This is a genomic window from Chryseobacterium gotjawalense (genome assembly GCF_030012525.1).
GTDB lineage: Bacteria > Bacteroidota > Bacteroidia > Flavobacteriales > Weeksellaceae > Kaistella > Kaistella gotjawalense.
This window is the reverse complement of the sequence record NZ_CP124855.1, coordinates 978911-1002566: the sequence shown is the minus strand read 5'-3', so window position 1 is coordinate 1002566 and position 23656 is coordinate 978911. Positions and strand designations below refer to the sequence as shown.

The following is a 23656-nucleotide window of genomic DNA, read 5'->3' as shown; positions in this document are numbered from 1 at the left end:
ATTTTTTGAAAAGGATTTTTTTTAACCGGGAAAGACCGAATGGAAAGTATGTTAAAAGAATAAAGCTCAGCCTTTCCCTTATTTCAAAATCTCTTTCAGAAACATCAAAGTGTGATTCCACGCTCTTTTCGCCATCACAGGATTGTAATCCGGCGATTCCGGATTCGTAAAAGTGTGTTTAGAATTCGCGTAAGTGATGATTTGCCAATCGGCTTTTCCTTCCTTCATTTCTTTGATCAAACTGTTATAATCTTCAGGAGTTACACTTTGGTCGTCAGCCGGATTTTCAACTAAAATTTTGGCAGCAACCGGTCCGTTTTTTCGGGTCTGGTCCTTTCCTAAACCACCATGAATAGAAACAACTCCTGCAACGGGAAGATTTCCGCGCGCTGCTTCCAAAGCGCCTGTTCCGCCAAAACAGTAACCGATCACCGCGATCTTTTCAGGAATCGCTCCGTTTTTTTTCAATTGGTCTAAGGCCAGAGAAATTCTTTTCTGGTACGCTTCATAATTCTGCTTGTAGGAACCTGCAATTTTTGCGGCGTCCGCATTGTCTTTCGGATAATTTCCTTCGCCATAAATATCGGCAATGAAAACAAGGTAACCCTGTTTTTCCAAATCTGATGCAGCGGCTTTCGCTTCATCGTCAATACCTTTCCACGCAGGTAAAATTAAAACTCCCGGCAGTTTTTTTCCGGCATTTGAGGTAACTAAACCGTTGAGTTTTTGAGTTCCGTCCTGATAAGAAACGGTCTTCATTTTTTGACTGAATAAACTGCCTGAAACCATAATTGTTGCTGTTAATAATAAGGATCGTATCATCATTTTATATTTTATTAAGGATAAATTTACATATAATGAACCGAATGTTCATCTGAATGGTTCATCAATTTTCTGAATGAGCTCTATTTTCCGTGGTGGATTCCTGAAAGGAAAAGATTAATTCGTAATTTTGAATCACTTTTAAAACTTCTTTATGTCAAAATATAAAATCCAAAAATCTCCTTTCGTAGTACCTACAACCGATGGAAAACTCATTGAAGAAATTTGGGGAAATTCCACCGGGAATTCGGATATATCCATTGCTCACATGGTGGCACCGCCCAACTGGAGTGAACCTTTTCAAACACCCGAATTCGATGAATATACTTATATCATTAAAGGGAAAAAGCAATTTGAAATCGATGGTGAAACCGTCGTTTTAGAAACCGGACAAAGCATTCTTATCGAGAAAGGAGCGCGCGTCCGTTACAGCAATCCGTTTGAAAACCCTTGTGATTATCTGGCAATCTGTCTGCCGGCGTTTTCGATGGATTTGGTGAATCGGGAAGATTAAAATTGCAGGTATTTTTTATGTATATCCGTTTTTAATCATCATGAATATTTTTGAATCTCTGGAGAGGGATTTATGGTGAGGATCAAAACTCCACTCCCAAATCCCTCAATTCTTTTTCCAAGTCGGTATCCTCTTTCACATGAACACAGATAAATCCTAAGATTTCTGCTACTTTTATATTGTTGAAATTATCATCAATAAATACCGATTCTTCTGCTTTTATCTGATAACGGTCTAATAAAACATTCCAAATGGTCGGATCTGGCTTAATCAGTTTCTCCGTTCCGGAAACCACGATTTTGTCCTGAAAAATTTTAAAGAAATCATAATTTTCCAATGCGTAAGGAAAGGTTTCCGCCGACCAGTTTGTCAAGCCAAAAAGATGATATTTGGAATGTTCCAGTTTTCGTAAAACAGCTACGTTATGTGGGATTTCTGACTTCAACATGGTCGTCCAGTTGTCGTAATAAGCCCGGATTTCCTTTTCCCATTCCGGGTGTTTGGCCACCTGAATTTCCGTTCCTTTGGCTAAAGTCCGTCCGCGGTCCTGTTCCGCGTTCCATTCATCGGTCGCGATGTTTTCCAGGAAATGCTCCATTTTTTCATCATCATTAAAATGATCTTTGAAAAAATAACGCGGATCCCAATCCATCACCACGCCACCGAAATCGAAAATAATATTTTTAATGGTCATGTTTTTAGTCTAAGTTGTAATAGGTTTTATGGCAGAAGTTTTTTTTCTGAAAAATATTGAAATCAAAGTAATTGCCAGCAGAAGATGCAGATAAAAAGAATTAAGAACCAAATCGGTATAACTCATTTTGAAACTGCTCAGAGAAATCAGAATTAAAATCTGCGCGCCATAAGGAATCATTCCCTGAACATAACACGCAAATATATCAAGAACAGAGGCGCTTTCCTGAGGCTTTAATCCGTATTTTTCCGTAATTTCTTTAGAGACTTTACCGGAGATTAAAATAGCAATGGTGTTATTGGCCACGCAGAAATTCGCTACCGTTACCAATCCGCCAATCCCCAGCAATGCTGTTTTTTTGGAACTGATGATTTTATTGATATTCCTTAATAGAAAATTAATTCCGCCCGCTCTTTCTACCAATGCCGCTAAACCACCGGTAAGAAGTGAAAGCAGAAAGATTTCGGTCATGTCCGTAAAACCTTCATAGCTGCTTTTGGCAAAATCCAGGAGGCCAAAAGTTCCGTAGCCCATTCCTAAAGCTCCCGCAAAAAGCAAACCTGCAAAGAGCACGACAAATACATTAATTCCGATGACTGAAAGCGCGATTACGAGCAAATAGGGAAGGATCAAGACAAGGTTGAAATCCTTTTGTTCCATGGGAACGAAGGAAGTTTCCTGATTAAATCCGATCGCGACTAAAATAACAATCGCAATGATGGCAGCCGGTAAAGCGAGTTTGAAATTAACCCGGAATTTATCTTTCATTTCACATCCTAAACTTTGGGTTGCAGCAATGGTCGTGTCTGAAATTACAGAAAGATTATCGCCAAACATCGCTCCCGAAAGCAAAGCCGCACCAATTAATCCTAGAGGAGAACCGCTTTTTTCTGCAAGATCAATAACAATCGGACCCAAAGTTACAATCGTACCCACCGACGTCCCGGACGCAAAAGAAAGAAAGGATGCAATCACAAAAATTCCCACCGGAAAATAAGCAGCCGAAATATAATTTAAACCTAAGTTCACGATTGTGTCTACGCTGCCCGTGGCTTTCGAAACCGTGGCAAAAGCGCCTGCCAGAAGGTAAATAATACACATGGTCAAAATTTTACCATCGCCACAACCTTTCAAAAAAGTATCGATTTTCTCATTCACTTTTCCTTTCAGCAAAACGAAGGCAGAAAAAACCCCAATCAAAGCAGCAATGGGAGAGGGCAAAGCATAAAAATCCTGATTGTAAATTCCGAATCCTAAAAAAATTCCTACAAAGAGGAGCAAAGGTATAATAGAGAGAAAAGTGCCGTTTGTTTTTATCATGGTACAAAACTAAGGTCAAAATGTCAAAAAGCAAAATGTTTATTAAAGAATGATGTCTGTTGGTTGTAAGAAAACAGAACTGAAAAGGAATGAGTTTTAAAATTCTCCCTTGTAGAATTCGTATTTCCCATCAGTAAACTTCGCGGAAATATGCTGCAAACCATTGCTTAAAATAATTTCCTCTGCCTCGAGAATAGAATTGTATCTCGCTGTTTGTTCAAAGGTTTTTTCAGTCAGTTTAATATGGGGCGCTTTGCATTCGACCAGGATTTTAGCGACCGTTTTTTCGGTCACCAAAAGATCGATTCTCTTTGTGGTTCCATTCAAAACCAGTTTTTTCTCTAAAATCAAAGACGATAAGTTTCTGCCTTTTGTCAGGTGAAAATAATGCACCCAATGTTGTCGTACCCATTCTTCCGGCGTAAGCAAAAGCCAGGATTTGCGCACCAGATCATAAATAAAAAACTTATCTTTGTCTCTCTTGATTTGAAAGTCAAAATCCTCATTAAAATTCAGTTTCGGAAGTTCCATTTATGAAAGAATTAGATTTAATCCTCAAAAATATTAAAAATAAAGAGCTTTTGCCTATTTATTTTTTTCATGGCGAAGAACCCTATTTTATGGACGTTGCCTTAAAATCATTTGAAAACGATGTTTTAACCGAAGATGAAAAAGCCTTTAACCAAACTGTAGTGTACGGAAAAGACACCACGTTTGCAGAAGTGCTTTCTCTGGCGAGGCAGTTTCCCATGATGGGGGACCGGCAAGTAATCATCGTTAAAGAAGCTCAGGATATTACGTTGACCGAACCCGAAAGCAAAGCGTTGTTGGCTTATGCCGAAAATCCGGTAGAATCCACGGTTTTAATTATCGCTTATAAATACAAAAAAGCAGATGCGCGGAAAGCATTTGTCAAAACTTTGACGCAGAAAAAGATGCTGTATCTAAGTGAAAAAGTCAAAGATTACAACGTTCCAAAGTGGATTGAAAACGAAATCAAAACGTTGAGAATTCAGGCAAAACCCAATATTCCGACTTTGCTCGCAGAATATTTGGGAACCGATTTATCGCGGATTTCCAATGAATTGCAGAAACTCAAAATGATCTTGAAAGAAGGCGAAATTCTCGACGAAAAGAAGATCGAAACCAATATCGGCATCAGCAAAGATTTTAATGTTTTCGAACTCATCAAAGCGCTGGGGAAAAAAGACGAAATCGGTGCCTTCAAAATCGCGCATTATATGGGGAAATCAAAGACGCATTCCCTGGTGATGACCACCGGAAATCTGTATAATTTCTTTTCGAACCTCATTATTTTTCACACCATGAAAGCTGAATCGCCACAAAACCAGGCTTCAGTAATGGGCGTCAATCCTTATTTCCTGAAAGATTTTGCGGAAGCGGCGCGTTTTTATAATCTCAAAAACTGTACACGGGCTGTTTCTATTTTACGCGAAATCGACCTCAAAAGCAAAGGACTGGGCGCCATTAATATGACTGACGGCGAATTGCTGAAAGAAATGGTTTACAAAATTCTGCATATCGACCAATACAAAGTTCAGACTTAGCATCTTTCTTTTTTGGGCGACTATTTGACTGCGTCGAATGTTTACTTTATATTTTTTTTGGGCGACATTTCCGCCCTCCATTCCCGCTTTTTTGTTCCACTTCGTTCCACAAAAAGAGCTCCATTCAGGTCGGGTCGCGGTTGGGATTTTTTAACAAGATTTTTATTCATTTATTAAAGTATTTTCTATAATAAGAGCCCTGAGCTTTTGATTTTTTTGTTTCAAGACAAAGAATGTAAATAAGAAAATCAATCACGTCAAATTACATGAGTTTAGAAAATATTTGATTTCCCTATTAATGGATTCCTTTTTCCATGGAAAATATTTGAAACTAATGGGACTCATGTTTAAAATATATCCGGTCTGTTTCTAAGAAAATATTTCTCTTTTTTTGCATTCTAACTTTTAAACGCTTTTTATTACAGTATTTTCAAATGCAAAATGATCCCACATTTTCAGTCATTGAAAAAATTCATCACCAAATAATTCGATAACCCGAAATAAATCCCGATTTTTGAAAACTTTAAAAATTCAATTTTAAATCTAATTTTAAATAATGGAAGACAATATTTTAGACTGCGTGATCGTAGGTTCCGGACCATCCGGTTTTACTGCTGCGATTTATGCGGCCAGAGCCGACTTGAAACCTGAATTATACACCGGCCTTGAGCCAGGCGGACAATTAACGACCACGACCGAAGTTGATAATTTCCCAGGATATCCGAATGGAATTACCGGACCAGAAATGATGATGGATCTGCAAAAGCAGGCCGAACGATTCGAAACCAAAGTTCATTACGAAATGATTACCAAAGCCGAATTCTCGCAGGAAGTGGGCGGCATTCACAAGCTTTGGGCAGGAAAGAAAGAAATTTGGGCCAAATCGGTCATTATTTCTACCGGCGCGACTGCAAAATATTTGGGCTTGGATGACGAGAAAAAATATTCCGGTGGAGGAGTTTCTGCCTGTGCCACCTGCGATGGTTTTTTCTACAAAGGAAAAGATGTTGTTGTCGTAGGAGCGGGAGATACCGCAGCGGAAGAAGCAACCTATCTGGCGAAACTGTGCCGCAAAGTGACGATGCTGGTAAGAAAGGACCATTTTCGGGCTTCAAAAGCGATGATTCACCGCGTGAGCAATACGCCAAATATCGAAGTATTGTTCAATCACGAACTGACAGGAATTGAAGGCGAAAATTCTTTGGTTGAAAGAGCTGTGGTGATTAATAACCAGACTCAGGAAACCTCCAAAATAGACGTTCACGGCATCTTTATTGCGATCGGCCACAAACCGAATACGGAAATTTTTAAAGGTCAGATCAATTTAGACGAGAACGGTTATATCAACACACTTCCAGGTTCAACGAAAACAAATTTACCCGGAGTTTTCGCGGCAGGCGATGTGCAGGACAGTCAGTACAGACAGGCGATTACCGCGGCAGGAAGTGGCTGTATGGCCGCTATGGATGCGGAGAAATATTTAGGCGAAGTATAAAGAGCCAAGAAAAAAGTGAAAAGAGCCAAGTGTTTGGGGCGGACATTTTTTCCGGGCAGAGACTTTCAGTCTCGGATGGTTAATTAAAAAATGAAAAACCTTTTCTACATATTTATAGGAGGAGGATTGGGAAGCGTACTGCGCTTCCTGATTTCCAGCTATACGCAGAAGTTATGGAATATCAATTCCTTTCCGATGGGTACTTTTGTGGTGAATATGATCGGGTGTTTTTTGATTGGCGTGCTTACGTCTTATTTCATCAGGGTAGATAATTATCTGAAATTTCTATTGATTACCGGATTTTGCGGAGGCTTTACCACCTTCTCTACTTTTTCGGCCGAAAGCTATTCATTGTGGCAAAGCGGGCACTATCCGATATTGATATTTTATGTTTTATTGAGTGTTATGGTGGGTTTAGCCGCTGTTTATCTGGGTTTGCAAATCATTAAAAATTAATTTTCCCTTTGATAATGAATGATTTAAAACTTTTTTGTAAAAATAATTTGGTCAATATGTAAAAGGTCTTTATATTTGCACCACTGAAAAAGAGAAATCAATTTCATTGGAGAACTGGCAGAGTGGTCGATTGCGGCAGTCTTGAAAACTGTTGACTGTAACAGGTCCTGGGGTTCGAATCCCTAGTTCTCCGCCCAAATCCCTATAAGTTTATACTTGTAGGGATTTTTTTGTGGAAATTTCTTTCCGACCGGGATTCCGAAAATTGGGGATCTGCGATTTTGTCATTAGGTCTTTTATATTCTTATAAAAGAGATAATATAATCTGTCGGGTCAAGGGTTCTTCAGAATGCTGCTGAATAAGATTTGTAAAAGCAAAAATACTATGTATAAATATGATACGATAATCGGAATTTTTCCGATTATGTGCAATTAATTTTACATTATTTTTGTAATTCCGGTTTATTTTATTGATTGCAGAATCCTGATATTTTAATTATTTTCCGGTGTGCAATTTCCAAGTGGCAAAGAAAATTCCGGTGTTTTTTAGACAGAACTGATGGCAACAGCTTTTAGCGTATACCTGTAATGAATAAGTCTCAAAACCGATAGCCAAGCAAAAATTTAATTAGAAAAAACACCTACTCATCTAATTTGCTACCAATAAAAATCATCAGATAGATTCTCTTCAAGAGATCTTCTTTAATCTTGTCTGATAACGCTGTATAAAATTTCTTTTAAGTTGGTCATTGAGAAAAGAACGGTTGGTCAGTTCAATGACTTCATTCTCGTGAGAAGTTAAATTTTTGAAAATTTTGGATATTGTTTTTTCTGGTATTTCAGCTTTTTGACCCAATAAAATAAACTGCTCTTTTATTTTGCCTTTGGCAATGGGTTTGGGTAAGAGACCCTCACTTAACGCAAAATCGGCATCTTCAATATGAATTTTGGTGTTGAGTAGATCATAAGCCGGACTTAATTTAAAATCACCCTGCTCTGTTTCTATTAGAGAAAAATTTTTTAGATGAGCATCTCCATTTGAAAATAAATAATTGAAAAGAATTAATGTGAAAAGTTTTGGTGCTTCTACTTTTGAGGCAGGTACAAATTTTTTCAATGTTTCAAAAAGTTCCAGGTAATTTCCTTGATATTTGTACTGTTCACCGTGTATTGCTGGTGATTTTTGCAATAGAGAAGCAAAATCCTCAACAGCTAATTTTTCCCCGTTTTTTTTGACATCAAATCTTTTTGTAAGATAGGCGGGTTTTCCATTTTCAAAGAACGTCAAAGCATTTTCCGCAGTTTCTATTTTAAAAATTTGTTGTGCGATTTGCATCGTGAGATGTTCGTTTGCAGGTGCATACTCACTGTTTTTTGGAAGCTCTGAAATCGGTTTCAAAATATATTGTCCACGCTCATCTTCAGTCGTTAACCGTAATTTTGAATTTTCGATGATTAATGAGTATTTTTCCTGAAAACCTGAAATAGAAATATGCAGTTGATTTTCATTAAATACCGACCGCTCTTTGGAATCTGATGGGGATGTGTAGGGTAGAACAGGGCTGATTTTTTTACCGTCAAACATTTTCTTTAAAACAACCGGACTGTAAGTATCAAAACCTTCTATAAGTTTTCCTGGACAATATTTTATTTTATGCTGATCCATTTTTAATTCTTTCAATTGTTATAGCTCCCACTGTATCAGTGTTTGCAGTAGTTAAAAGAATTCCGAAAGCATCGGATTCATCAATTTTATAAGTTCGGCAAACCATTCTTTTATTAGTTCCTTCTGGCAAAAGATGGTAAAAAAATGGGAATAATTCTTTAGAGACGAATTCTTTCTGTGTCTTAGGGAGCGTTAGGCTTATAGGAGGTTTATTGGTGTCCAACAGCCAATCCTGATCATATTGAAAAATGAAACTACCATCATCATTTTGCTTCAGCACTCCCGCTGGTTGATCTTTGTATAAGACTTTTGCGGATCTCATTGGTTCATGTTTTTAATTTCCAATTTAATTTCCAAACCTAAAGCGTCGCAAATTTTTTGCAATGTTTCCAGCGTTGGATTTCCTTTTCCGCTTTCCAATTGTTTCAAGGTACGAAGTCCTACACCAGAAATTTCCGCAAGTGTTTCCTGCGTTACATTTAAAATTTTTCTACGTTCTTTAATGGGTACTATTACATTACTTAGTGTCATATATTACACTTTAAGTGCAAATATACATCATTATTTTAAAAATTAAATCATAAGTGTTATTTAGTGCACTTTTTTAAATTTAATTTGGAAGTTTTGCATTTTGGATATTAAAGAGCGATCTACTGCACTTTTATTGGTTTTTGAAATTATAATCTGGTGTTCTGCACATTGAAGCCGATTATTCAATTAAAAGTAGTCGTTTTATTAATTACGCCCAGGTTGCGCTGAGCTTTAATTTTTTTCGGAAAGAGAGTATACATTTAAGATTGATGTTTTTGTAAGTGTGAAAAAAAAGTAAATTTGATAAATAAACCAATCAAAAACCTACATTTTTTCAAGGTGAGTGAATAGGTGAGTAGCTGAATAGTAATATTTGAAAAGGGTTATGACTAGAGATATTTAAAGAGCATGTGCCGCACAAATCCCTATAAGTTTATACTGATAGGGATTTTTTTGTGGAAATTTCTTGCCGACCCCGGATTCTGAAAATTTTGGATAATCTGAAAAGGAAAAATGATTTGTCTTTTACCCCTCGAAGTTGTAATCTGAAGTTTTTATTTTCGGATGCCGAAGCATTGGTGCTTCTTTGGTCAAAATAACCGACTGTATCATTATAAAACAAAAGAACGCACAAAAAAAGAGAACCAATTTCCTGATTCTCTTTGCTTAGTAGCGGAGACACGACTCGAACGTGCGACCTCCGGGTTATGAGCCCGACGAGCTACCTACTGCTCTACCCCGCGTTATTATGGTGCAAATATACAACATTTAATTTCTAAACAATTTTAAAAACTGAAAAATTCATCGTCGTTCAATGGATTTTATTCACCGTTCTTACATTGGTGCAGCAAAATAGAAGGTAAAAGGCTGATTTATAGATTTCCAAAATTAACGTTCAATTTACAATCGGTGTGTTTTAATTTTTTATGCGTCCGCAATGAAGTCCAGATCAGGTTCAGAAATCTATTTTATGGCAGGGTTTTAGAAGAATCTTGTGATTTACCATCCTATTGGGCACAAAAGACTGGATCTGTATTTCAGAATTTCGGTGCGGTGATGATCTTAGCGAAATTACCTGGTTGACCCATTAAGACGCGTGTTGATTACCAAATGTATTATACAAAAGCCAGTTTAGGCCTCTCCAATTCCTCCTGAGATTCCGCGGTTACCGCAAGTTTTTCCAGTTCATCATCCTGGTCAACACTGCGTATTTTCATTTCAGATTAAGCGGTGTATCATTTAATAGGGATAAAATTTGAATTTCTTGTTTCTTAGTTGCATTTTTGCAGCATTAAATAGATTTTCATGAGTTTAGCCTTTTTCATTATGACGGGCGTTTTGGTGGTAACGCTTATTGCGCCGGCTTTTAGTTATTATGCCATTAAAAAAGCAAGACAGAAAGACTATAAAACCCATAAAAAAATACAAACTTTTGTTTATGCATTCTGCACCGCGGCGGTTTTGGTATTAGAGTTGCTTATTCGTTTTTCCGGCGGATCGGGAAGCATGTTCAAGGACAGTTCTCATGCGGACAATCCGGTTTTTAAAACCATTCTCACCGCTCATATTACCGGCGCAGTGCTCACCTATATTTTATGGACTTTTCTGATGATAAAATCCCGCCGGAAATTTGAAAAAACACTGCCCGGACCATTCTCAAATACCCACAGAATGATGGGAATAGCCGTGTTTACAGGATTGGTTTATACCGGATTCAGCGCTTTAACCGTGTATTTAATGACCCTCGATTTCATTTAACATTTATTATTTAAAAAAAAAAGATCAACTTCTTTATGTATAAATTATCCCTATTATTCGCACTATTATTTGCGTCCCTGTTTTCTGCACAAACCGGAAGTATCAATATTAATGTATATGACGATTTCAGCAAGAAACCACTTTCTGCAACCGTAACGGTAAACGCCACGGAAACACAATTCCGGGGTGACGGAAATGTATCATTAACCAATCTTCCCGTAGGCGTTTATCAGTTTCAAGTTTCTTCGGAAGGTTATGCAGAAGGACTTTTAAAAGACATCGATGTTCTGCCGAATCAAAATCTAAGTTTTTCGGTTGGGCTTACCAAACTGTCAACGGCGAATATTGATGAGGTCGTCATTTCCAAAAAAGCCTATAAATCTACGGCCGAAAGTCCACTTTCTCTGCGGAATATTACGAGTGAAGAAGTTCAGAAAAATGCGGGTTCCAACCGGGATATTTCCAAAGCGATTCTTTCTTTTCCGGGAGTGGGCACCACAGCGACTTTTAGAAATGATTTGTTTATCCGCGGCGGTTCTTCAGCAGAAAACAAATTTTACGTCGATGGCATTGAAGTTCCGGTGATCAACCATTTTCAGACTCAGGGAGCGAGTGGCGGACCGAAAGGAATCCTGACCATTGATTTTATTAAAGATGTCGATTTTTACAGCGGTGCATTTCCCGCCAATAGAAACGGCGTTTTGTCTTCGCTGTTTGAATTTAATTTAAAGCAGGCCAGAAAAGACAAAATCGGTTATAAAGGAGTGGTGGGTTTTGATGATATTCAGTTGATGGCCGATGGCCCACTTTCCAGAGATCAATCCTGGACCGGACTTTTCAGCGCACGGAAATCCAATCTTCAGTTTTTATTTAAAGCGATGGGACTTCCGTTTTTACCGTCTTACAGCGATGCTACTTTTAAAATTTCTAAAAAATTCCGATCGGGTGATGAACTTTATTTTCTGGGTTTAGGCGCGCTTGATGAATTTAAATTTAATGAAAAAGCCAATGAATCTCTGTACAATCAAACATTAATTGAAAGGTTGCCGGTTTCCCCACAATGGAATTATACCATCGGAACGGGATACCGTCATTTGGTAGAAAACGGGAACTGGCTTTTTACCTGGAGCCGAAATATGCTCGATAATAAATCCACCAAATATTTTAAAAATATAGAAATTCCGGAGAATTTACTGCTGGATTATCATTCCCAGGAGAGTGAAAATAAAATCCGGGTGGACCGTAATTTCCGGATTGCGGATTATAAACTAAGCTCGGGTGCCCATCTTAATTTCTCCAATTTTACCAACCGGTCGTTTGTAAAAACCGTTACTCAAAACGGACCGGTTACCGATCAGTCGGATTCTGATCTCGATCTGTTTCAGTACGGATTGTATCTTCAGGGCGCAAAAAAATTATTTGACAATAAGATGGAAGTTTCTGCCGGATTCCGTTTAGATGCCAGCAATTATTCTGAGCTTACCAATAATCCTTTAGAACAGTTTTCTCCCAGAGCTTCTTTGAGGTATCTGTTTGCCGAGCAGTTTTCCTTTAATGCCAATGCCGGAATCTATTATATGTTGCCGACTTACACGGCGTTAGGTTTTCAGCAAAACGGGAATCTGGTGAATAAAAATACTTTGAAATATATTAAAAACACGCAGGTCGTCACTGGTTTTGAGTTTAACGGTAAAGATAATCTGCGCATTACTTTAGAAGGGTATTATAAAAAATACCGCAACTATCCGTTCTCATTAAGAAATCAAATTTCGCTGGCCAATCTTGGCGGTGATTTTGGTGTGGTGGGAACCGAACCTCTAGACAGTCGCGGAACTGGTGAAACGTATGGCGTGGAAGTTCTAGCGCAAAAAAGAACCGTCAATGATTTTTACGGAATTGCTTCTTACACTTTCGGTTATTCTAAATTTAGTGATGCAAAAGGCGATTTATTACCATCAAGTTGGGACAGCAGACATATTTTATCCTTGACCGGTGGAAAATATTTTAAAAGAAACTGGAATATCGGTGCAAGATTCCGCATGCAAAGTGGTTTTCCGCAAACACCGTATGATATCAACAGGAGTGAACTCGTGTACAACTGGAATATTACGAACGGACCGGTTTCAGATTACAGCCAACTCAACACCCTTCGCGGAAATTTGGTTCATCAGTTGGATATCCGCGTAGAAAAGAAATGGATTTTCAACAAATGGCAGTTGACTTTCTATGTAGATGTGGTGAATGTTTACGGATCCGACAATCCAAGTGCTTTGCCTGTCATTGGTTTAGAGCGGGACGCGAGCGGGAATGGCATCATACATAATCCAAATGCACCGAAAGATGAGCAGGTTTATAATCTCCATTATGAACAGATCAAACGGTCTTCTCCGCTGCCGTATTTTGGGTTTATATTTGAATTTTAGGTAAAGATGTTGGGATTACAGCGTGATCATTAAACGTTACACTTAAAAAGGCGCAGAATAAAAATATTTTTATTACTGATTCCGGATATCCATAACGCAATTGACGTGCGGGGAAAATTCAAATTTTTTCTCCGCACTTTTTTATTTCAATTGGTTTTCGCCACTGCCGAATATTTCCTGTGGTCACCGTCATAGAAGATGTCCATGAATTTACCAATATATTAAAAGTAACTAATCGTACTTTTCAATGTTTTGTCAGCACGTCAGTGGTTATGCCTATTGCAAATATAAAAATGAAGAATGTGATTAATCCCAATATATAGCAGACCAGTGCTTTGAAATAGTTAACTGTTTTCATTTTTTCAAAGAAATGAGCCATTGCCCAAATTACATAAATCACCCCAATTATTCCTGCGATGTTTAATAATCTTATATCCGTAATTCCTTCGATAAAAGCAAAAAAAGCATAGATCAACATTGGAATCCCCAATACAAAACATAACATTACGAGCAATTCAAAAAAGTTGTATTTATATTTTTTAAAAACCAATTTTAGCCAGACCGCAATAAATATACCTGTCAAAATATTCATATAGCCATAATTTGCCTGTAACCACCGTACAATTTTGAAAACCGAAGATTTTTCTGATCCTTCGTATTTGATATATTCCTCTTCAATATGAAAAAAATGACTTATAAGCGTATAAATTAAAGATGTTATAATTATAAAAATAACAGGTTTTACAAGGCGGCTTCTGTTTCCTGAAATATAATTTCTGATATTTTGCCCTGGATTGATAAGCAGCCCTTTAACTGTGAATAAAATTCCACGCTCAAAATGTAAAACGTGTTGAATTTCGTGAATGATATAATGTCCGTCAATTCTTTTCGGTTTTGAAGCATGCCCGCAGTTGGGGCAAAAGTGATGATTTACTTTGTTGTTGCAGTTTGTACAGTTCATTTTTATTCTAAGTAATAATTTTTCGATTTATTTATTTGCGTTTGTTTCGATAAAATAACCAGTCACAAGGGGCTTTGGGCTTTTGAGATACTCGGTTTTAAGTTATTTTTTAACGGAAGGGGAGTTGATTTTTATAGTGGTTTTAAGGTGCGATGACTTGTAACACGGTAAGGAGGAATGCGATGATCACAGGAATAAGACTTCGTTTTCCCGGATGCATGCTCCAGACTTTAATCAGCGGATGGTGTTTTTTTGACATACGCTTGTTATTTGATTTAAAATTAGCATCTATTAAGTAAAATTAATAAAATTTTGTTAATAAATACCCCAAATGGGGTATTTCGTGATTTTGATATTTTACAGAATTTTGTGCTATGTTATGAATAGGATGATAAAACATGTTTCTCCTCTTTTTCAGGCAGAACAATATTAAAACTATAAAATATGAAAACAGTAAAATTACTTCTGGCGGCTTTTCTTCTGCTGCAAACTATTAACCTCTCCGGGCAAAAGTATATGGTCGACATTCCGGTATCGCAGCAGGATCCACGGGTTCATGTGACATTAATGTATCAGGAGAAGAACAGTGCATTTGGAGTGATGACGCAGGATTACCGGATTTTGGTAAAAAACAACACCGCCGACAAACTTAAAGTTTATATAGAATATGGAGCTCAATTGGTATGCGGCTCTGAAAAAACTCACCAACTTGGCCCGTTAGGAGATGGAATTACCATCGAGCCCTCACAAACAGTTGGGAAGCCTTATGCGACCGATGGTATAGGATCGGCGGTTCGGCTTACGGAGAGCTCCTGTCCCAAAGATACGTGGAGATCAATGGGAAAAGATGCGTCCGGCAGTCTGCTGTACAGCATGATCTCTTCCGTATCTTACCGGATTGTTAATATAGAAAATATTTCTGAAAAAGACCGAGCTGCAGCGGTATCAAAAAGACAGAAACAGGAAGACGAATTAAAAAGGAAAAAACAGGACGATGAGTTAAAACAAAAAAAGGCATCGGAAGAAAAGGCAAAACAAGAGGCCGATAAAAATTCGCGGTTTTCCCAGAGTGCTAATGATAAGCGTCAAAATAGTCCCGCCGCTACTGGTTCTCCGTCTGCTAAATCATCTTCACATGAATTATCTGAAAAAGTAAAGGTGAACGGAGAATATGTGCAGGTATTTCGTCAGAACGGTATTCCTTATATCAAGAGGCCGGACGGAAGCATTCATCAAACCACGGAAACGGCTTACACTCAGATTTCTCATTCGGCCCGGAACAACGCAGCACCTTCAGATCAGCAGGAAAACAGACAGGCCGCTGCCGAGCAGCTTAAAAGAAAGGAAACGGAAAATGTACTGGCAAAACTTGAGCGTGAAAGGATGCAGCAGGAAGCTACCAATAAACAGGTAGAAGCGGCAGTGAGCGGTGTAACCGACCTGTTTACGCAGGCAATCATGCAAGATGCACAGGAAAAGGAAAGGAGATACGAGCGCGAGCAGTTGAGACGGCAACAAAATGACAGCGAAGCGTACAAAATTGTAAACCAGTATGAAAAGCGGGCAGAACGTGGAGATGAGCAGGCCATTGAGCAGATGATAAAAGCGCAGTATCTGATGTCTTCCGGCAATCCTGTGGAGTATATGAAAAGTAAAAGACAGACCTTCGGAAGTCAGACCGCGACGGATGGTCTTATCAATCACTATCAGCGTATCATCACCGCGACAGACAATGAACGGTCCGGAAATTTTTTAAGCAGTGTTCTTTATCTCGCAGGAGGAGCCGGAGCTTATTTTCTTTTAAACTCTCTTTCAGCGGATGAAAAAGAGTCTGAAGGAACAGAAATCGGAATGAAAGAAGTTTACCAGGCGGGCGCATACGGGTTTGGGGGGACGCTCGGTCTTGTGGGAGTTGTTTCCTTAGTACGTGGTCTTTCAGCGAGAGGGCCTTCCTATAGAGCGGCTGTAAAGGAATTGAACAGTATAAGAAATAACACGGATGTTGCCTTCGATTTTACTCCTACCATGTTCAAACACGATAACAGAAATACATTTGGACTTGCGTTAAAACTTAAATTCTAAAAAAGAGGCAGTCTATTTACTTTTAATTCTATGCTTACCGGTGATAAGGTTATGAAGACGTAACATTTTTAAAATTATTTTATTCCCCCTCCCCCTAAAAACCGAACCGGCAAAGGCGATGTAAAACCCAGGCACAGCAGTCCCGCCGGTATTCAAAACCGCAAAGGCTGATAAAGGCTGCATATCAGGAATGGTTCGCCGGCGCTCCGTTCCCAGCTTTAAAAACAACAACTGTATGCCGGAGCTCAGGGTGAGTGGGAATATTATGACGAAAACGGCATCATTGAAAGCATTCTGCGATACTGTTGCAGGCAGTGCTGAGGAGCACCCTGTCAGCTATTTATTGTCAAACTGTGTGGATGAAATATCAGAAGGTAAACCGGATTACATCGGTGTAAACGCTGCCGGCGGTCATCTAAGGAGGCAGAAGTAATAAAATATTTCACCAAAAATAATAACTTCCGGGACTAACTAAGCTTTCAATAAATTTTCCAGTAATCCATCTGATTATGCTCCAGCGGTATGATTTCCTGGTTGCTGAGCGCTTTTTCAAACATAATAACTTCGGATATCGCGCCCTGGTAGCCAGTAATATTTCCAGGTGCACTATTTTCCATATAAATCCCTATACCAAAACCGAAGCCCGGGCTGGAGGTTGCCTGTATAGATGAAGAATTATTCATCCGCGCTATGGTATTTGTTCTTACACTTTTTGTAGTGGCATCTCTTACAAAACTATATTGCTTCCATAAATTCAGATTGGCATTATTGTTTAAATTTCTGTTACCCTGACAGCAAAGTTCTGCCGCATCAAAATAGAGATTCCCATCGTTCCAGTTAAAATGGAAACTCCACCGCCAATTTGTGCTGCTGTTAATGTAACCAAAAGAACCCTGAACTGCATTAGCTGTTGGTTTGGTAACCAATAAAAACGAGCCGAGGCCACCCGGACAGATCTCACTGATGTTTCCCTGTACTACTAAAAATCTGCTGTTCGCTGAATTGGTACCGGAGAATAATAATGCCGGTAAAAACCCGGATCCCGCACTAAAATTGAGAAAAGGCTGATTGGCAACAGTATTTTGTATGGCATTAAACCCGGAAACGTTCTGATTGTACCAAATCTCAACAGACAAATTACTGGTTTCCCTGAAGGTGGATAATGGAACAGTCTGCCCGACAGAATATGGGGAAGTTCCCGGAGTAACTATTACGGCATTGCTTACATTACTTACCCCATCATTTTTATCAAAAAAAATATCCGCAGTAGAATTGTTGTTGATATTCCTGATCCTTATTGCGTAACCGGTATAGGATGATCTCAGTTTTCTTAAGCTGTAGGCAAACGTAGAACCGGTGGAAATTACATCTAAAACAGGTTGATTTACTTGATTTACCTGATGTACTTTATATCTGCTAACGGGTAAAACACCTTGTGAAAGGCCTTTTACAAATACTAAAAGCAATACGAATATAAGTTTTCTCATATTATCTTAAATCACCAGAGAGTATAACCTCTGAATTACCTGCAACTTCCAATCCCGCCTTTGAATACTGTAAGGCTGTTCTTGTAAAGCCATATGCATTTTTGATGGTAACATTATTGTCTGCTGATTTGAATACCACATTTCCCTTCCCTAACTGGGTGACGGAAAACTGAAGTCCTGGGGATAAATTGACCGGAATGGTACAGATCACATCATTTGCAGAATTAAACTCTAATATCTTCCCGCTATCGGCAGAAGTAACAGTATAGTCACTAACGATCGTTTTAATAGTGGGCGATCCCGAAATGATTTCAGTCCATAGGGAATTTTTATATAACCAAAAGCTATTAGAACCAATATCGTAAACCAGCAGACCATTTGCGGGACGCGCAATATTTTCCCGTTCACTGGACGTCACTCTTGCGATCAGTAGCCCCTTGGTGGTACTTCTAATGTCTAAAACTGCACTTTGGTCAGGTTGGTCAGTGTTAATCCCTACACTGCCAGTCTGCGAAAAAACGGACAGTGAAGAAAAAATTACAGTCAAAATAAAAAATTTTCGCATATAGGAAATTTTAATAATAGGTATCTTTTTGTGTATAAAACTTTAAAAAAAACAAAGAAGCCGGGTTTTCTGATGCTAATCTGTAAATTTACGGCAATATATGTTATTATTCCGAATAATTCTGTTCATTTGTAAAAAGGTTAGCTCGTAGGATGCTGTGTGATTGAGTATTTGAGTGGTTGAGTGATTGAGTGATTGAGTGATTGAGTGTTTGAGTGAATGGGTGAATTATGAATGGCTGAATTGAGGAAATCAGATGATGCGGGATGTTGGATGTTGGATTTTGGATGCTGTGTGATGAGTATTTGAGTGATTGAGTGGTTGAGTGAATGGGTGAATTGAGAAAATCAGATGATTCGGGGTTTTGTGTGATGGTTGATTGAGTTTTTGAGTGATTGGGTGAATTGTGAATGGTATTCCTGAGGGAAGTACGAAAGCTGAGGTTACGGCCAGTACCGTAGTTGAATCATCTTTCTTTTTTCTAGCGAAACAGTCTTCAGCTCCCATCAGGAAGTCCGAAGATTTTTGTCTTCCATTACAATCCGAAACCGTGCTCCGACTAACTTTGACAAAGTTGGTGAAGTCATGAACTATTGCGTTAAAAAACATGGTGCGTAAAAGCCGATAATTCAGAAGGCGCTATTATCCTTTTATTGATGGTCTTTAAATCTTTTCTCCTTTAATTACCTCAAAATACGCCTCACCGAGCAATTCTACTGCATCTTCCATTTCCTGAAGGTTAAGAGGGGCAAAACCCAGCCTTAAAGCGGTGACTGTTCGGTTCTGGTAAAGACAGGTCATTGGAATAAAGAGCCCTTTTTCTTTGGCTCTTTTTTGAAGATCCGTCAGCGAAAAGGAGTTTTTAAACCGGATCCAAAATGCCAAACCTGAAACCGGAATTGTAAAGGTAATCTCGTTTTTAAAGTGGGTGCTAAGCAATCCCGCAAAGGCCTCTTTCCGCTCGGCAATTACTTTGGTGGATTTTCTTTGATACCGGTGAATGTCTCCCTGATGAATGAGTTCGCCCAACGCTTTTTCCATCATCGAATCCGGTTTGCCAAAGATATTGAGGTATTTTGCGCCTTCCTCCAGAAGGTCTTTTGGAGCAATAAGAAAATTCATTTGAAAACCGGGATGTAGAAACCGTCCGAAGGTACCGATGTAGAGGACGCGTTTTCCCCCATTTTTCCTCAAGAGCGTATCCTTTTTATTTTTCACCCCGGAAAATTCAAAATCAGTATCATCTTCGAGCACAATGAAATCGTATTCTTCGGCCAGGAGTAATAACTGTGCTTTTCGTTTTTCAGAAAGGGTAACCGTTGTCGGATATTGGCATTTGGTGTTGATATAAACCAGCCGTATTTCCCCGGGTTTAAAATGGTTTCTGATATAATCGATATCCATTCCATCTTCATCCACTGGAATGGTTTTCAATTGGGCTCCCGCCTGGCTGTAAATCATATTGGGTAAAAAATAACTGAGCGCTTCGACCAAAATGACATCGCCTTTGTTGATCAGTAAGCGCGACAGGATGGAGTGTACTTTTTCGAGGCCTGAAACAGGCAGTAAAAAATCCCGTGAGAGATGAAATCCTCTAGTTATATTCAGATAATAGCTCAGTTGATCTCTGAAAAATAAACTTCCATCACTGCTATTTTGGGCGGTTGCCGACTGTTTTTTTCTCCGGATTACGGAGGTGTAAAAGCGTACCAGTTCTTCAGATTTAATAATTCGATAATCGGGGATGCCATCCGTAAAAGACAGTTTTTCCTGATTTCTTTCTAAAGGCGTATCTAAAATAAATTCTTTCCTGAAATGAAAAGGGGCTTTTAGAGGAGGATGCTGAAAAGCTTTGGTATTTTTGACCTGTGTTGTAGAAAGTTCCGGATTTCTGACAAACGTCCCGATGTTGGGAAGCGTTTCTACCCATCCCTGATCCTGAAGTTCTGCCAACGCAGCGACTGCTGTTTTCCGGTGAATCTGAAGGTTTTCAGCGATGATCCTGCTGCCGGGAAGCTTGTCGTTAGCTTCTAAAAGGTTGTTTTTGACCGCATTAATGAATTGATAGACAATCTGCAGATACACCGCGTCTTTTTTACGGCGGTCTATTTTGACAAAGGATTGAAAAGGGAGGTTTACCGGACTACTCATTATTTAAATTTCGGACTACCAAAATTACTGTTTTTATCCAAACCTTTGCAGCCCAATTAAAAATAATACGGTTTAGAAAATAGTTATGAAAAAAGTAATATTCAGTTTAGGATTGTTCTCTACAATATCTGCCTTCGCTCAGCAAAATAATGGAAGTACGGACTCAACAATGAAGAGTAATGATCTGGAGGAAGTAATGATTCAGGGAAACCGACTGCAAACTCCATTTAGTGAAGCAACCCGCGATATTCAGGTCATTACGCAAAAGCAAATTCAGTCCCTCCCGGCAAAGTCGCTGAATGAGGTTTTGTCTTATATCAGTGGCGTAGATATCCGCCAGCGGGGTCCCTTTGGAACGCAAGCCGATATTTCTATTGATGGCGGCACTTCTGAACAGACTTTAGTTCTGATCAACGGCGTGAAAATGATTGATGCCCAATCTGCCCATAATATGATGAATCTTCCGGTTCCTTTAAGTGCGATCGACCATATTGAAATCATCCGTGGTGCCGCAGCCAGGATTTATGGAATCAATGCTTTGACCGGCGCCGTCAATATTGTGACCAAAAGAGGAAAGCGATCGTCTGTGACTGCAGATCTTCAGGCCGGAAGTTCTTTTCAATCGAAGGACGAAGGCGATGGTTCCGGAATGTATGGCGGTACCTCTGCGGAGATTACCGGCATGTTTGGAAGAGATCAGCAAAGTCAACTTTTTTCGGTGGCGCAAAGCGATTACAACGGGCAACGCTACAATTCGGCCGCCAAAAATACCCGTTTGTTTTATAACGGAAATTATGACTTTAATGAGCATAACAGCATTCAGGCGATGGCGGGTTATGCCCGAAACCACTTTGGTGCCAACGGTTTTTATGCTGCTCCCGGTGATATCAATTCAGAAGAACATACAGAGTCTTCTGTTTTCAGTCTTTCCTCCAAACACACCTTTGGCAATTTTACGGTTTCGCCAAGAATCAGTGACCGCTATGGCGAAGATGATTACCGGTATTATAAAGATAATTTAAACAAAGCACGTTCTCTTCATTACACCAACGCACTGATGCTGGAATTAAACAGCAGTCTGAAAACACAGGTCGGAACTTTCGGTTTCGGTGTAGAGTCCCGACTGGAAAAAATCAACAGTTCAAATATTGGTGAGCACCACCGCGATAATCACGGAATGTATGCAGAGCTGAAAACCGAGTTGGGACCAAAAATAAGAGCAACGGCCGGACTTTACGGAAACTACAATACCGATTTTGGCTATCAGCTCTATCCGGGAATTGATGTCGCCTATGTTTTGAATGGGTATTGGAAAATATCCACGAGTATTGGATCCGGACAGCGGATTCCTTCTTTTACAGATCTCTATTTAAACCAACGCCCCGGAAATGTAGGAAATGCATTGCTACAACCTGAGAGTGCCTGGAATTACGAAGGCAATGTACAGTACAATAAAGGAAACCTTCAGTTTAAAACCGGCTATTTTTACCGCAATATTACCGATTTTATCGACTGGGTGCGCGACAATCCTTCACAGCCTTACTCGCCCTACAATTTAGGACAAAACAAAATGCAGGGTATGTATGCAAGGTTACAGCAGGATTTTAAGGTAACAGATACGCAGTCTTTCGGGTACGATGTCAATTATAATTATCTGAATCCCTCCTTCGCAACTTCTACGGAAAAGCAGTCGAAGTATATTTTAGAATCTTTGAAACATCAGTTGGTTGCGGGAATTCATTATAGCATTAACGATTTTTCCTTTCAAATTAAAGACCGGTGGTTAAAGCGTGAAATGGGTGATGCTTATACCATTGCCGATGTCCGTCTCAATTATAAAGTGCAGGATTTTCTTTTGTATACCGAGGTAACCAATCTTTTTAATGCCGATTATCAGGAAGCAGGTGCGGTACCGATGCCTACGAGATGGTTTTCTTTGGGGCTAAAATATCAATGGACTCAGCACTAAATTTTTAAGCACAGAAGATAGTGCTCTCACAGAATCAGATGAGGCGGGATGCTGGTGATTGAGTGATTGAGTGATTGGGTTTTTGAGTGATTCAGTGTTTAGGTGGTGGCCATGAATCACGGACTGCATATCCGCGATATTGGTGAGTATGCCTTTATCCATCGAAATGGGGTGAAGCAACCTGCGGTCTTTAGACAATGGGGCATACTATAACCATACTGTATCTATACTATATTCATTCTATATCTATTGGATTCGTTATCTTTGGGAATATTAATAACTCTTACCAAGATGGCAGAACTTAAAGGTGTCCTTAAAATTACCGGAAAGCTGGGCGGGCTTTCGTTTTATGAAATGAACGGCAAGATCATCGCGCGTACTCCGGGCGGTTTTGACGGCAAAAAGATCCGGAAGGAAGAAAAATACGTGAACGTAAGAAATAATGCTTCTGAATTTGGACGCTGTTCAAAATTTGGCGGAAAACTGCGGCGTGCTCTTCAGCCTTTTGTAAAGGATCTGAATGATCCCCAACTTCATGGTAGAATGGCCAAGATGCTGCACGATCTGGTGAAGATGGATACCGTTTCCGCAAAGGGTGAGCGGACGGTGCAACTGGGTCTGCAACATGCTGAAAGCACAAAAATTCTGAGCGGTTTTATGTGGAACCTTACTGATGGAAAAAGATGCAGGTATGATTACGACCAGCGGACGCTTTTTTTTGACCGTATTCCTAAGGGAAGTACGAAAGCTGAGGTTACGCTGCGGTCTATTAATCCTGATGAGGGACAGGATTCCTTGAAATATGTGGATGTGGTTTTTGAGGTTTCGCTTCCGTGTGCTTCGTTTTTTATTCCTGAGGATGAGGTATTTGAAGCTGTTCACGAAGGAGTGCTGAAATTTGCGCTGATCCGGTTTTTTGATGGGAGCGGCTTACTGTTGCCCGGGAAAACGACGGTGGAGTTGGGTAGGATTGAGTGATTGAGTGGTGGGTGAATTGGGTGAATTGGTGAATGATGCTGGATGCTGGGTGTTGGCAATTGAGTGATTGAGTGATTGAGTGGTTGAGTGATTGTGTGGTTTTGTGATGGGTGAATTGTGAATGGATGAATGATGCTGGATATTTATATGGCCAAGTTTAGGGTAAGGATTCTGTGCAGTAAAAGTCACGGATTAGAAATCCGCGCAATGGGAGTG

The 23656-nt window shown here is 39.4% G+C and carries 20 protein-coding genes and 2 tRNA genes; 10 read left to right on the top strand and 12 right to left on the bottom strand.

Features of this window, described 5'->3' with window-relative positions; all coding sequences use genetic code 11:
- Positions 1-78: 78 nt before the first annotated feature.
- On the bottom strand, positions 79-822 hold the full coding sequence (locus QGN23_RS04525; RefSeq protein ID WP_282906362.1) for a dienelactone hydrolase family protein: 744 nt from the start codon (positions 820-822) through the stop codon (positions 79-81).
- 154 nt (positions 823-976) lie between these two features.
- Here QGN23_RS04525 and QGN23_RS04520 point away from each other — a divergent pair, with 154 nt between their 5' ends.
- A complete protein-coding gene (locus QGN23_RS04520; RefSeq protein ID WP_282905828.1) occupies positions 977-1336 on the top strand; it encodes a cupin domain-containing protein in 360 nt (119 codons plus the stop codon).
- A gap of 82 nt (positions 1337-1418) precedes the next feature.
- On the opposite strand, the gene QGN23_RS04515 is transcribed toward QGN23_RS04520, so the two are convergent.
- The 3 genes from QGN23_RS04515 to QGN23_RS04505 all read right to left on the bottom strand — a co-directional run bounded on the left by QGN23_RS04515 (position 1419) and on the right by QGN23_RS04505 (position 3881).
- On the bottom strand, positions 1419-2030 hold the full coding sequence (locus tag QGN23_RS04515; RefSeq protein WP_282905827.1) for an HAD family hydrolase: 612 nt from the start codon (positions 2028-2030) through the stop codon (positions 1419-1421).
- Positions 2031-2039: 9 nt separating this feature from the next.
- On the bottom strand, positions 2040-3350 hold the full coding sequence (locus tag QGN23_RS04510) for a Na+/H+ antiporter NhaC family protein (RefSeq protein ID WP_282905826.1): 1311 nt from the start codon (positions 3348-3350) through the stop codon (positions 2040-2042).
- A gap of 96 nt (positions 3351-3446) precedes the next feature.
- Positions 3447-3881 (bottom strand): type I restriction enzyme HsdR N-terminal domain-containing protein, encoded by a 435-nt coding sequence (locus QGN23_RS04505; RefSeq protein WP_282905825.1) that lies wholly within the window; start codon positions 3879-3881, stop codon positions 3447-3449.
- A 2-nt stretch (positions 3882-3883) separates the two neighbouring features.
- Here QGN23_RS04505 and holA point away from each other — a divergent pair, with 2 nt between their 5' ends.
- The 4 genes from holA (at position 3884) to QGN23_RS04485 (ending at position 7062) form a co-directional block, all read left to right on the top strand.
- Positions 3884-4918, top strand: coding sequence for a DNA polymerase III subunit delta (holA, locus tag QGN23_RS04500; RefSeq protein WP_282905824.1), 1035 nt, complete (start codon positions 3884-3886; stop codon positions 4916-4918).
- Between the two features lie 556 nt (positions 4919-5474).
- Positions 5475-6413, top strand: coding sequence for a thioredoxin-disulfide reductase (gene trxB, locus QGN23_RS04495; RefSeq protein ID WP_282905823.1), 939 nt, complete (start codon positions 5475-5477; stop codon positions 6411-6413).
- Positions 6414-6503: 90 nt separating this feature from the next.
- Positions 6504-6869: a fluoride efflux transporter CrcB gene (gene crcB, locus QGN23_RS04490; RefSeq protein WP_282905822.1), complete on the top strand. Its 366-nt coding sequence runs from the start codon at positions 6504-6506 to the stop codon at positions 6867-6869.
- Between the two features lie 108 nt (positions 6870-6977).
- Positions 6978-7062, top strand: a tRNA-Ser gene (locus tag QGN23_RS04485).
- Between the two features lie 495 nt (positions 7063-7557).
- Here the strand turns inward: QGN23_RS04485 and QGN23_RS04480 are convergent.
- The 4 genes from QGN23_RS04480 to QGN23_RS04465 all read right to left on the bottom strand — a co-directional run bounded on the left by QGN23_RS04480 (position 7558) and on the right by QGN23_RS04465 (position 9809).
- The gene (locus QGN23_RS04480; protein ID WP_282905821.1) at positions 7558-8535 is read right to left on the bottom strand and encodes a type II toxin-antitoxin system HipA family toxin; all 978 of its coding nucleotides are present in this window, start codon (positions 8533-8535) and stop codon (positions 7558-7560) included.
- Positions 8522-8857, bottom strand: coding sequence for a HipA N-terminal domain-containing protein (locus QGN23_RS04475; protein ID WP_282905820.1), 336 nt, complete (start codon positions 8855-8857; stop codon positions 8522-8524). Before QGN23_RS04475 ends, QGN23_RS04480 begins: the two co-directional genes overlap by 14 nt.
- Positions 8854-9066 carry a helix-turn-helix domain-containing protein gene (locus tag QGN23_RS04470; protein ID WP_282905819.1) on the bottom strand — a complete coding sequence of 71 codons (213 nt, stop codon included), beginning with the start codon at positions 9064-9066 and terminating at the stop codon, positions 8854-8856. Before QGN23_RS04470 ends, QGN23_RS04475 begins: the two co-directional genes overlap by 4 nt.
- Positions 9067-9736: 670 nt before the next feature.
- Positions 9737-9809: transfer RNA gene (locus tag QGN23_RS04465), tRNA-Met, on the bottom strand.
- A gap of 562 nt (positions 9810-10371) precedes the next feature.
- Between QGN23_RS04465 and QGN23_RS04460 the strand changes: the two genes are divergently transcribed.
- Both QGN23_RS04460 and QGN23_RS04455 read left to right on the top strand, forming a co-directional pair.
- The gene (locus QGN23_RS04460) at positions 10372-10824 is read left to right on the top strand and encodes a DUF420 domain-containing protein (protein ID WP_282905818.1); all 453 of its coding nucleotides are present in this window, start codon (positions 10372-10374) and stop codon (positions 10822-10824) included.
- A 35-nt stretch (positions 10825-10859) separates the two neighbouring features.
- Positions 10860-13247, top strand: a complete 2388-nt coding sequence (locus tag QGN23_RS04455) for a TonB-dependent receptor (RefSeq protein ID WP_282905817.1) — start codon at positions 10860-10862, stop codon at positions 13245-13247.
- Positions 13248-13491: 244 nt separating this feature from the next.
- Here QGN23_RS04455 and QGN23_RS04450 read toward each other — a convergent pair whose 3' ends face one another.
- On the bottom strand, positions 13492-14208 hold the full coding sequence (locus QGN23_RS04450) for a DUF3667 domain-containing protein (protein ID WP_282905816.1): 717 nt from the start codon (positions 14206-14208) through the stop codon (positions 13492-13494).
- 444 nt (positions 14209-14652) lie between these two features.
- On the opposite strand from QGN23_RS04450, the gene QGN23_RS04445 reads away from it, so the two are divergent.
- Complete coding sequence (locus QGN23_RS04445; RefSeq protein WP_282905815.1) at positions 14653-16290, top strand: hypothetical protein; 1638 nt, start codon at positions 14653-14655, stop codon at positions 16288-16290.
- A 479-nt stretch (positions 16291-16769) separates the two neighbouring features.
- On the opposite strand, the gene QGN23_RS04440 is transcribed toward QGN23_RS04445, so the two are convergent.
- From QGN23_RS04440 to QGN23_RS04430, 3 genes are all read right to left on the bottom strand, one after another.
- A complete protein-coding gene (locus QGN23_RS04440; protein ID WP_282905814.1) occupies positions 16770-17777 on the bottom strand; it encodes a hypothetical protein in 1008 nt (335 codons plus the stop codon).
- 1 nt (position 17778) lies between these two features.
- Entirely contained in the window at positions 17779-18342 is a 564-nt protein-coding gene (locus QGN23_RS04435) for a hypothetical protein (RefSeq protein ID WP_282905813.1), read from the bottom strand.
- A gap of 663 nt (positions 18343-19005) precedes the next feature.
- Positions 19006-20493 (bottom strand): aminotransferase-like domain-containing protein, encoded by a 1488-nt coding sequence (locus QGN23_RS04430; RefSeq protein WP_282905812.1) that lies wholly within the window; start codon positions 20491-20493, stop codon positions 19006-19008.
- A gap of 85 nt (positions 20494-20578) precedes the next feature.
- Between QGN23_RS04430 and QGN23_RS04425 the strand changes: the two genes are divergently transcribed.
- A complete protein-coding gene (locus QGN23_RS04425) occupies positions 20579-22462 on the top strand; it encodes a TonB-dependent receptor plug domain-containing protein (RefSeq protein WP_282905811.1) in 1884 nt (627 codons plus the stop codon).
- Positions 22463-22753: 291 nt separating this feature from the next.
- Positions 22754-23440, top strand: coding sequence for a hypothetical protein (locus tag QGN23_RS04420; RefSeq protein ID WP_282905810.1), 687 nt, complete (start codon positions 22754-22756; stop codon positions 23438-23440).
- The last annotated feature ends 216 nt before the right edge of the window (positions 23441-23656 follow it).

What these genes read in the sequence shown, in the direction of transcription:
- QGN23_RS04510 (WP_282905826.1), bottom strand. Translation starts at nt 3,350, where the DNA reads ATGATAAAAACAAACGGCACTTTTCTCTCTATTATACCTTTGCTCCTC.
- QGN23_RS04480 (WP_282905821.1), bottom strand. Translation starts at nt 8,535, where the DNA reads ATGGATCAGCATAAAATAAAATATTGTCCAGGAAAACTTATAGAAGGT.
- QGN23_RS04440 (WP_282905814.1), bottom strand. Translation starts at nt 17,777, where the DNA reads ATGAGAAAACTTATATTCGTATTGCTTTTAGTATTTGTAAAAGGCCTT.
- QGN23_RS04435 (WP_282905813.1), bottom strand. Translation starts at nt 18,342, where the DNA reads ATGCGAAAATTTTTTATTTTGACTGTAATTTTTTCTTCACTGTCCGTT.
- QGN23_RS04430 (WP_282905812.1), bottom strand. Translation starts at nt 20,493, where the DNA reads ATGAGTAGTCCGGTAAACCTCCCTTTTCAATCCTTTGTCAAAATAGAC.
- QGN23_RS04425 (WP_282905811.1), top strand. Translation starts at nt 20,579, where the DNA reads ATGAAAAAAGTAATATTCAGTTTAGGATTGTTCTCTACAATATCTGCC.
- holA (WP_282905824.1), top strand. Translation starts at nt 3,884, where the DNA reads ATGAAAGAATTAGATTTAATCCTCAAAAATATTAAAAATAAAGAGCTT.
- QGN23_RS04505 (WP_282905825.1), bottom strand. Translation starts at nt 3,881, where the DNA reads ATGGAACTTCCGAAACTGAATTTTAATGAGGATTTTGACTTTCAAATC.
- QGN23_RS04525 (WP_282906362.1), bottom strand. Translation starts at nt 822, where the DNA reads ATGATACGATCCTTATTATTAACAGCAACAATTATGGTTTCAGGCAGT.
- QGN23_RS04460 (WP_282905818.1), top strand. Translation starts at nt 10,372, where the DNA reads ATGAGTTTAGCCTTTTTCATTATGACGGGCGTTTTGGTGGTAACGCTT.
- QGN23_RS04445 (WP_282905815.1), top strand. Translation starts at nt 14,653, where the DNA reads ATGAAAACAGTAAAATTACTTCTGGCGGCTTTTCTTCTGCTGCAAACT.
- QGN23_RS04470 (WP_282905819.1), bottom strand. Translation starts at nt 9,066, where the DNA reads ATGACACTAAGTAATGTAATAGTACCCATTAAAGAACGTAGAAAAATT.
- QGN23_RS04520 (WP_282905828.1), top strand. Translation starts at nt 977, where the DNA reads ATGTCAAAATATAAAATCCAAAAATCTCCTTTCGTAGTACCTACAACC.
- QGN23_RS04515 (WP_282905827.1), bottom strand. Translation starts at nt 2,030, where the DNA reads ATGACCATTAAAAATATTATTTTCGATTTCGGTGGCGTGGTGATGGAT.
- QGN23_RS04420 (WP_282905810.1), top strand. Translation starts at nt 22,754, where the DNA reads ATGGCAGAACTTAAAGGTGTCCTTAAAATTACCGGAAAGCTGGGCGGG.
- crcB (WP_282905822.1), top strand. Translation starts at nt 6,504, where the DNA reads ATGAAAAACCTTTTCTACATATTTATAGGAGGAGGATTGGGAAGCGTA.
- QGN23_RS04455 (WP_282905817.1), top strand. Translation starts at nt 10,860, where the DNA reads ATGTATAAATTATCCCTATTATTCGCACTATTATTTGCGTCCCTGTTT.
- trxB (WP_282905823.1), top strand. Translation starts at nt 5,475, where the DNA reads ATGGAAGACAATATTTTAGACTGCGTGATCGTAGGTTCCGGACCATCC.
- QGN23_RS04475 (WP_282905820.1), bottom strand. Translation starts at nt 8,857, where the DNA reads ATGAGATCCGCAAAAGTCTTATACAAAGATCAACCAGCGGGAGTGCTG.
- QGN23_RS04450 (WP_282905816.1), bottom strand. Translation starts at nt 14,208, where the DNA reads ATGAACTGTACAAACTGCAACAACAAAGTAAATCATCACTTTTGCCCC.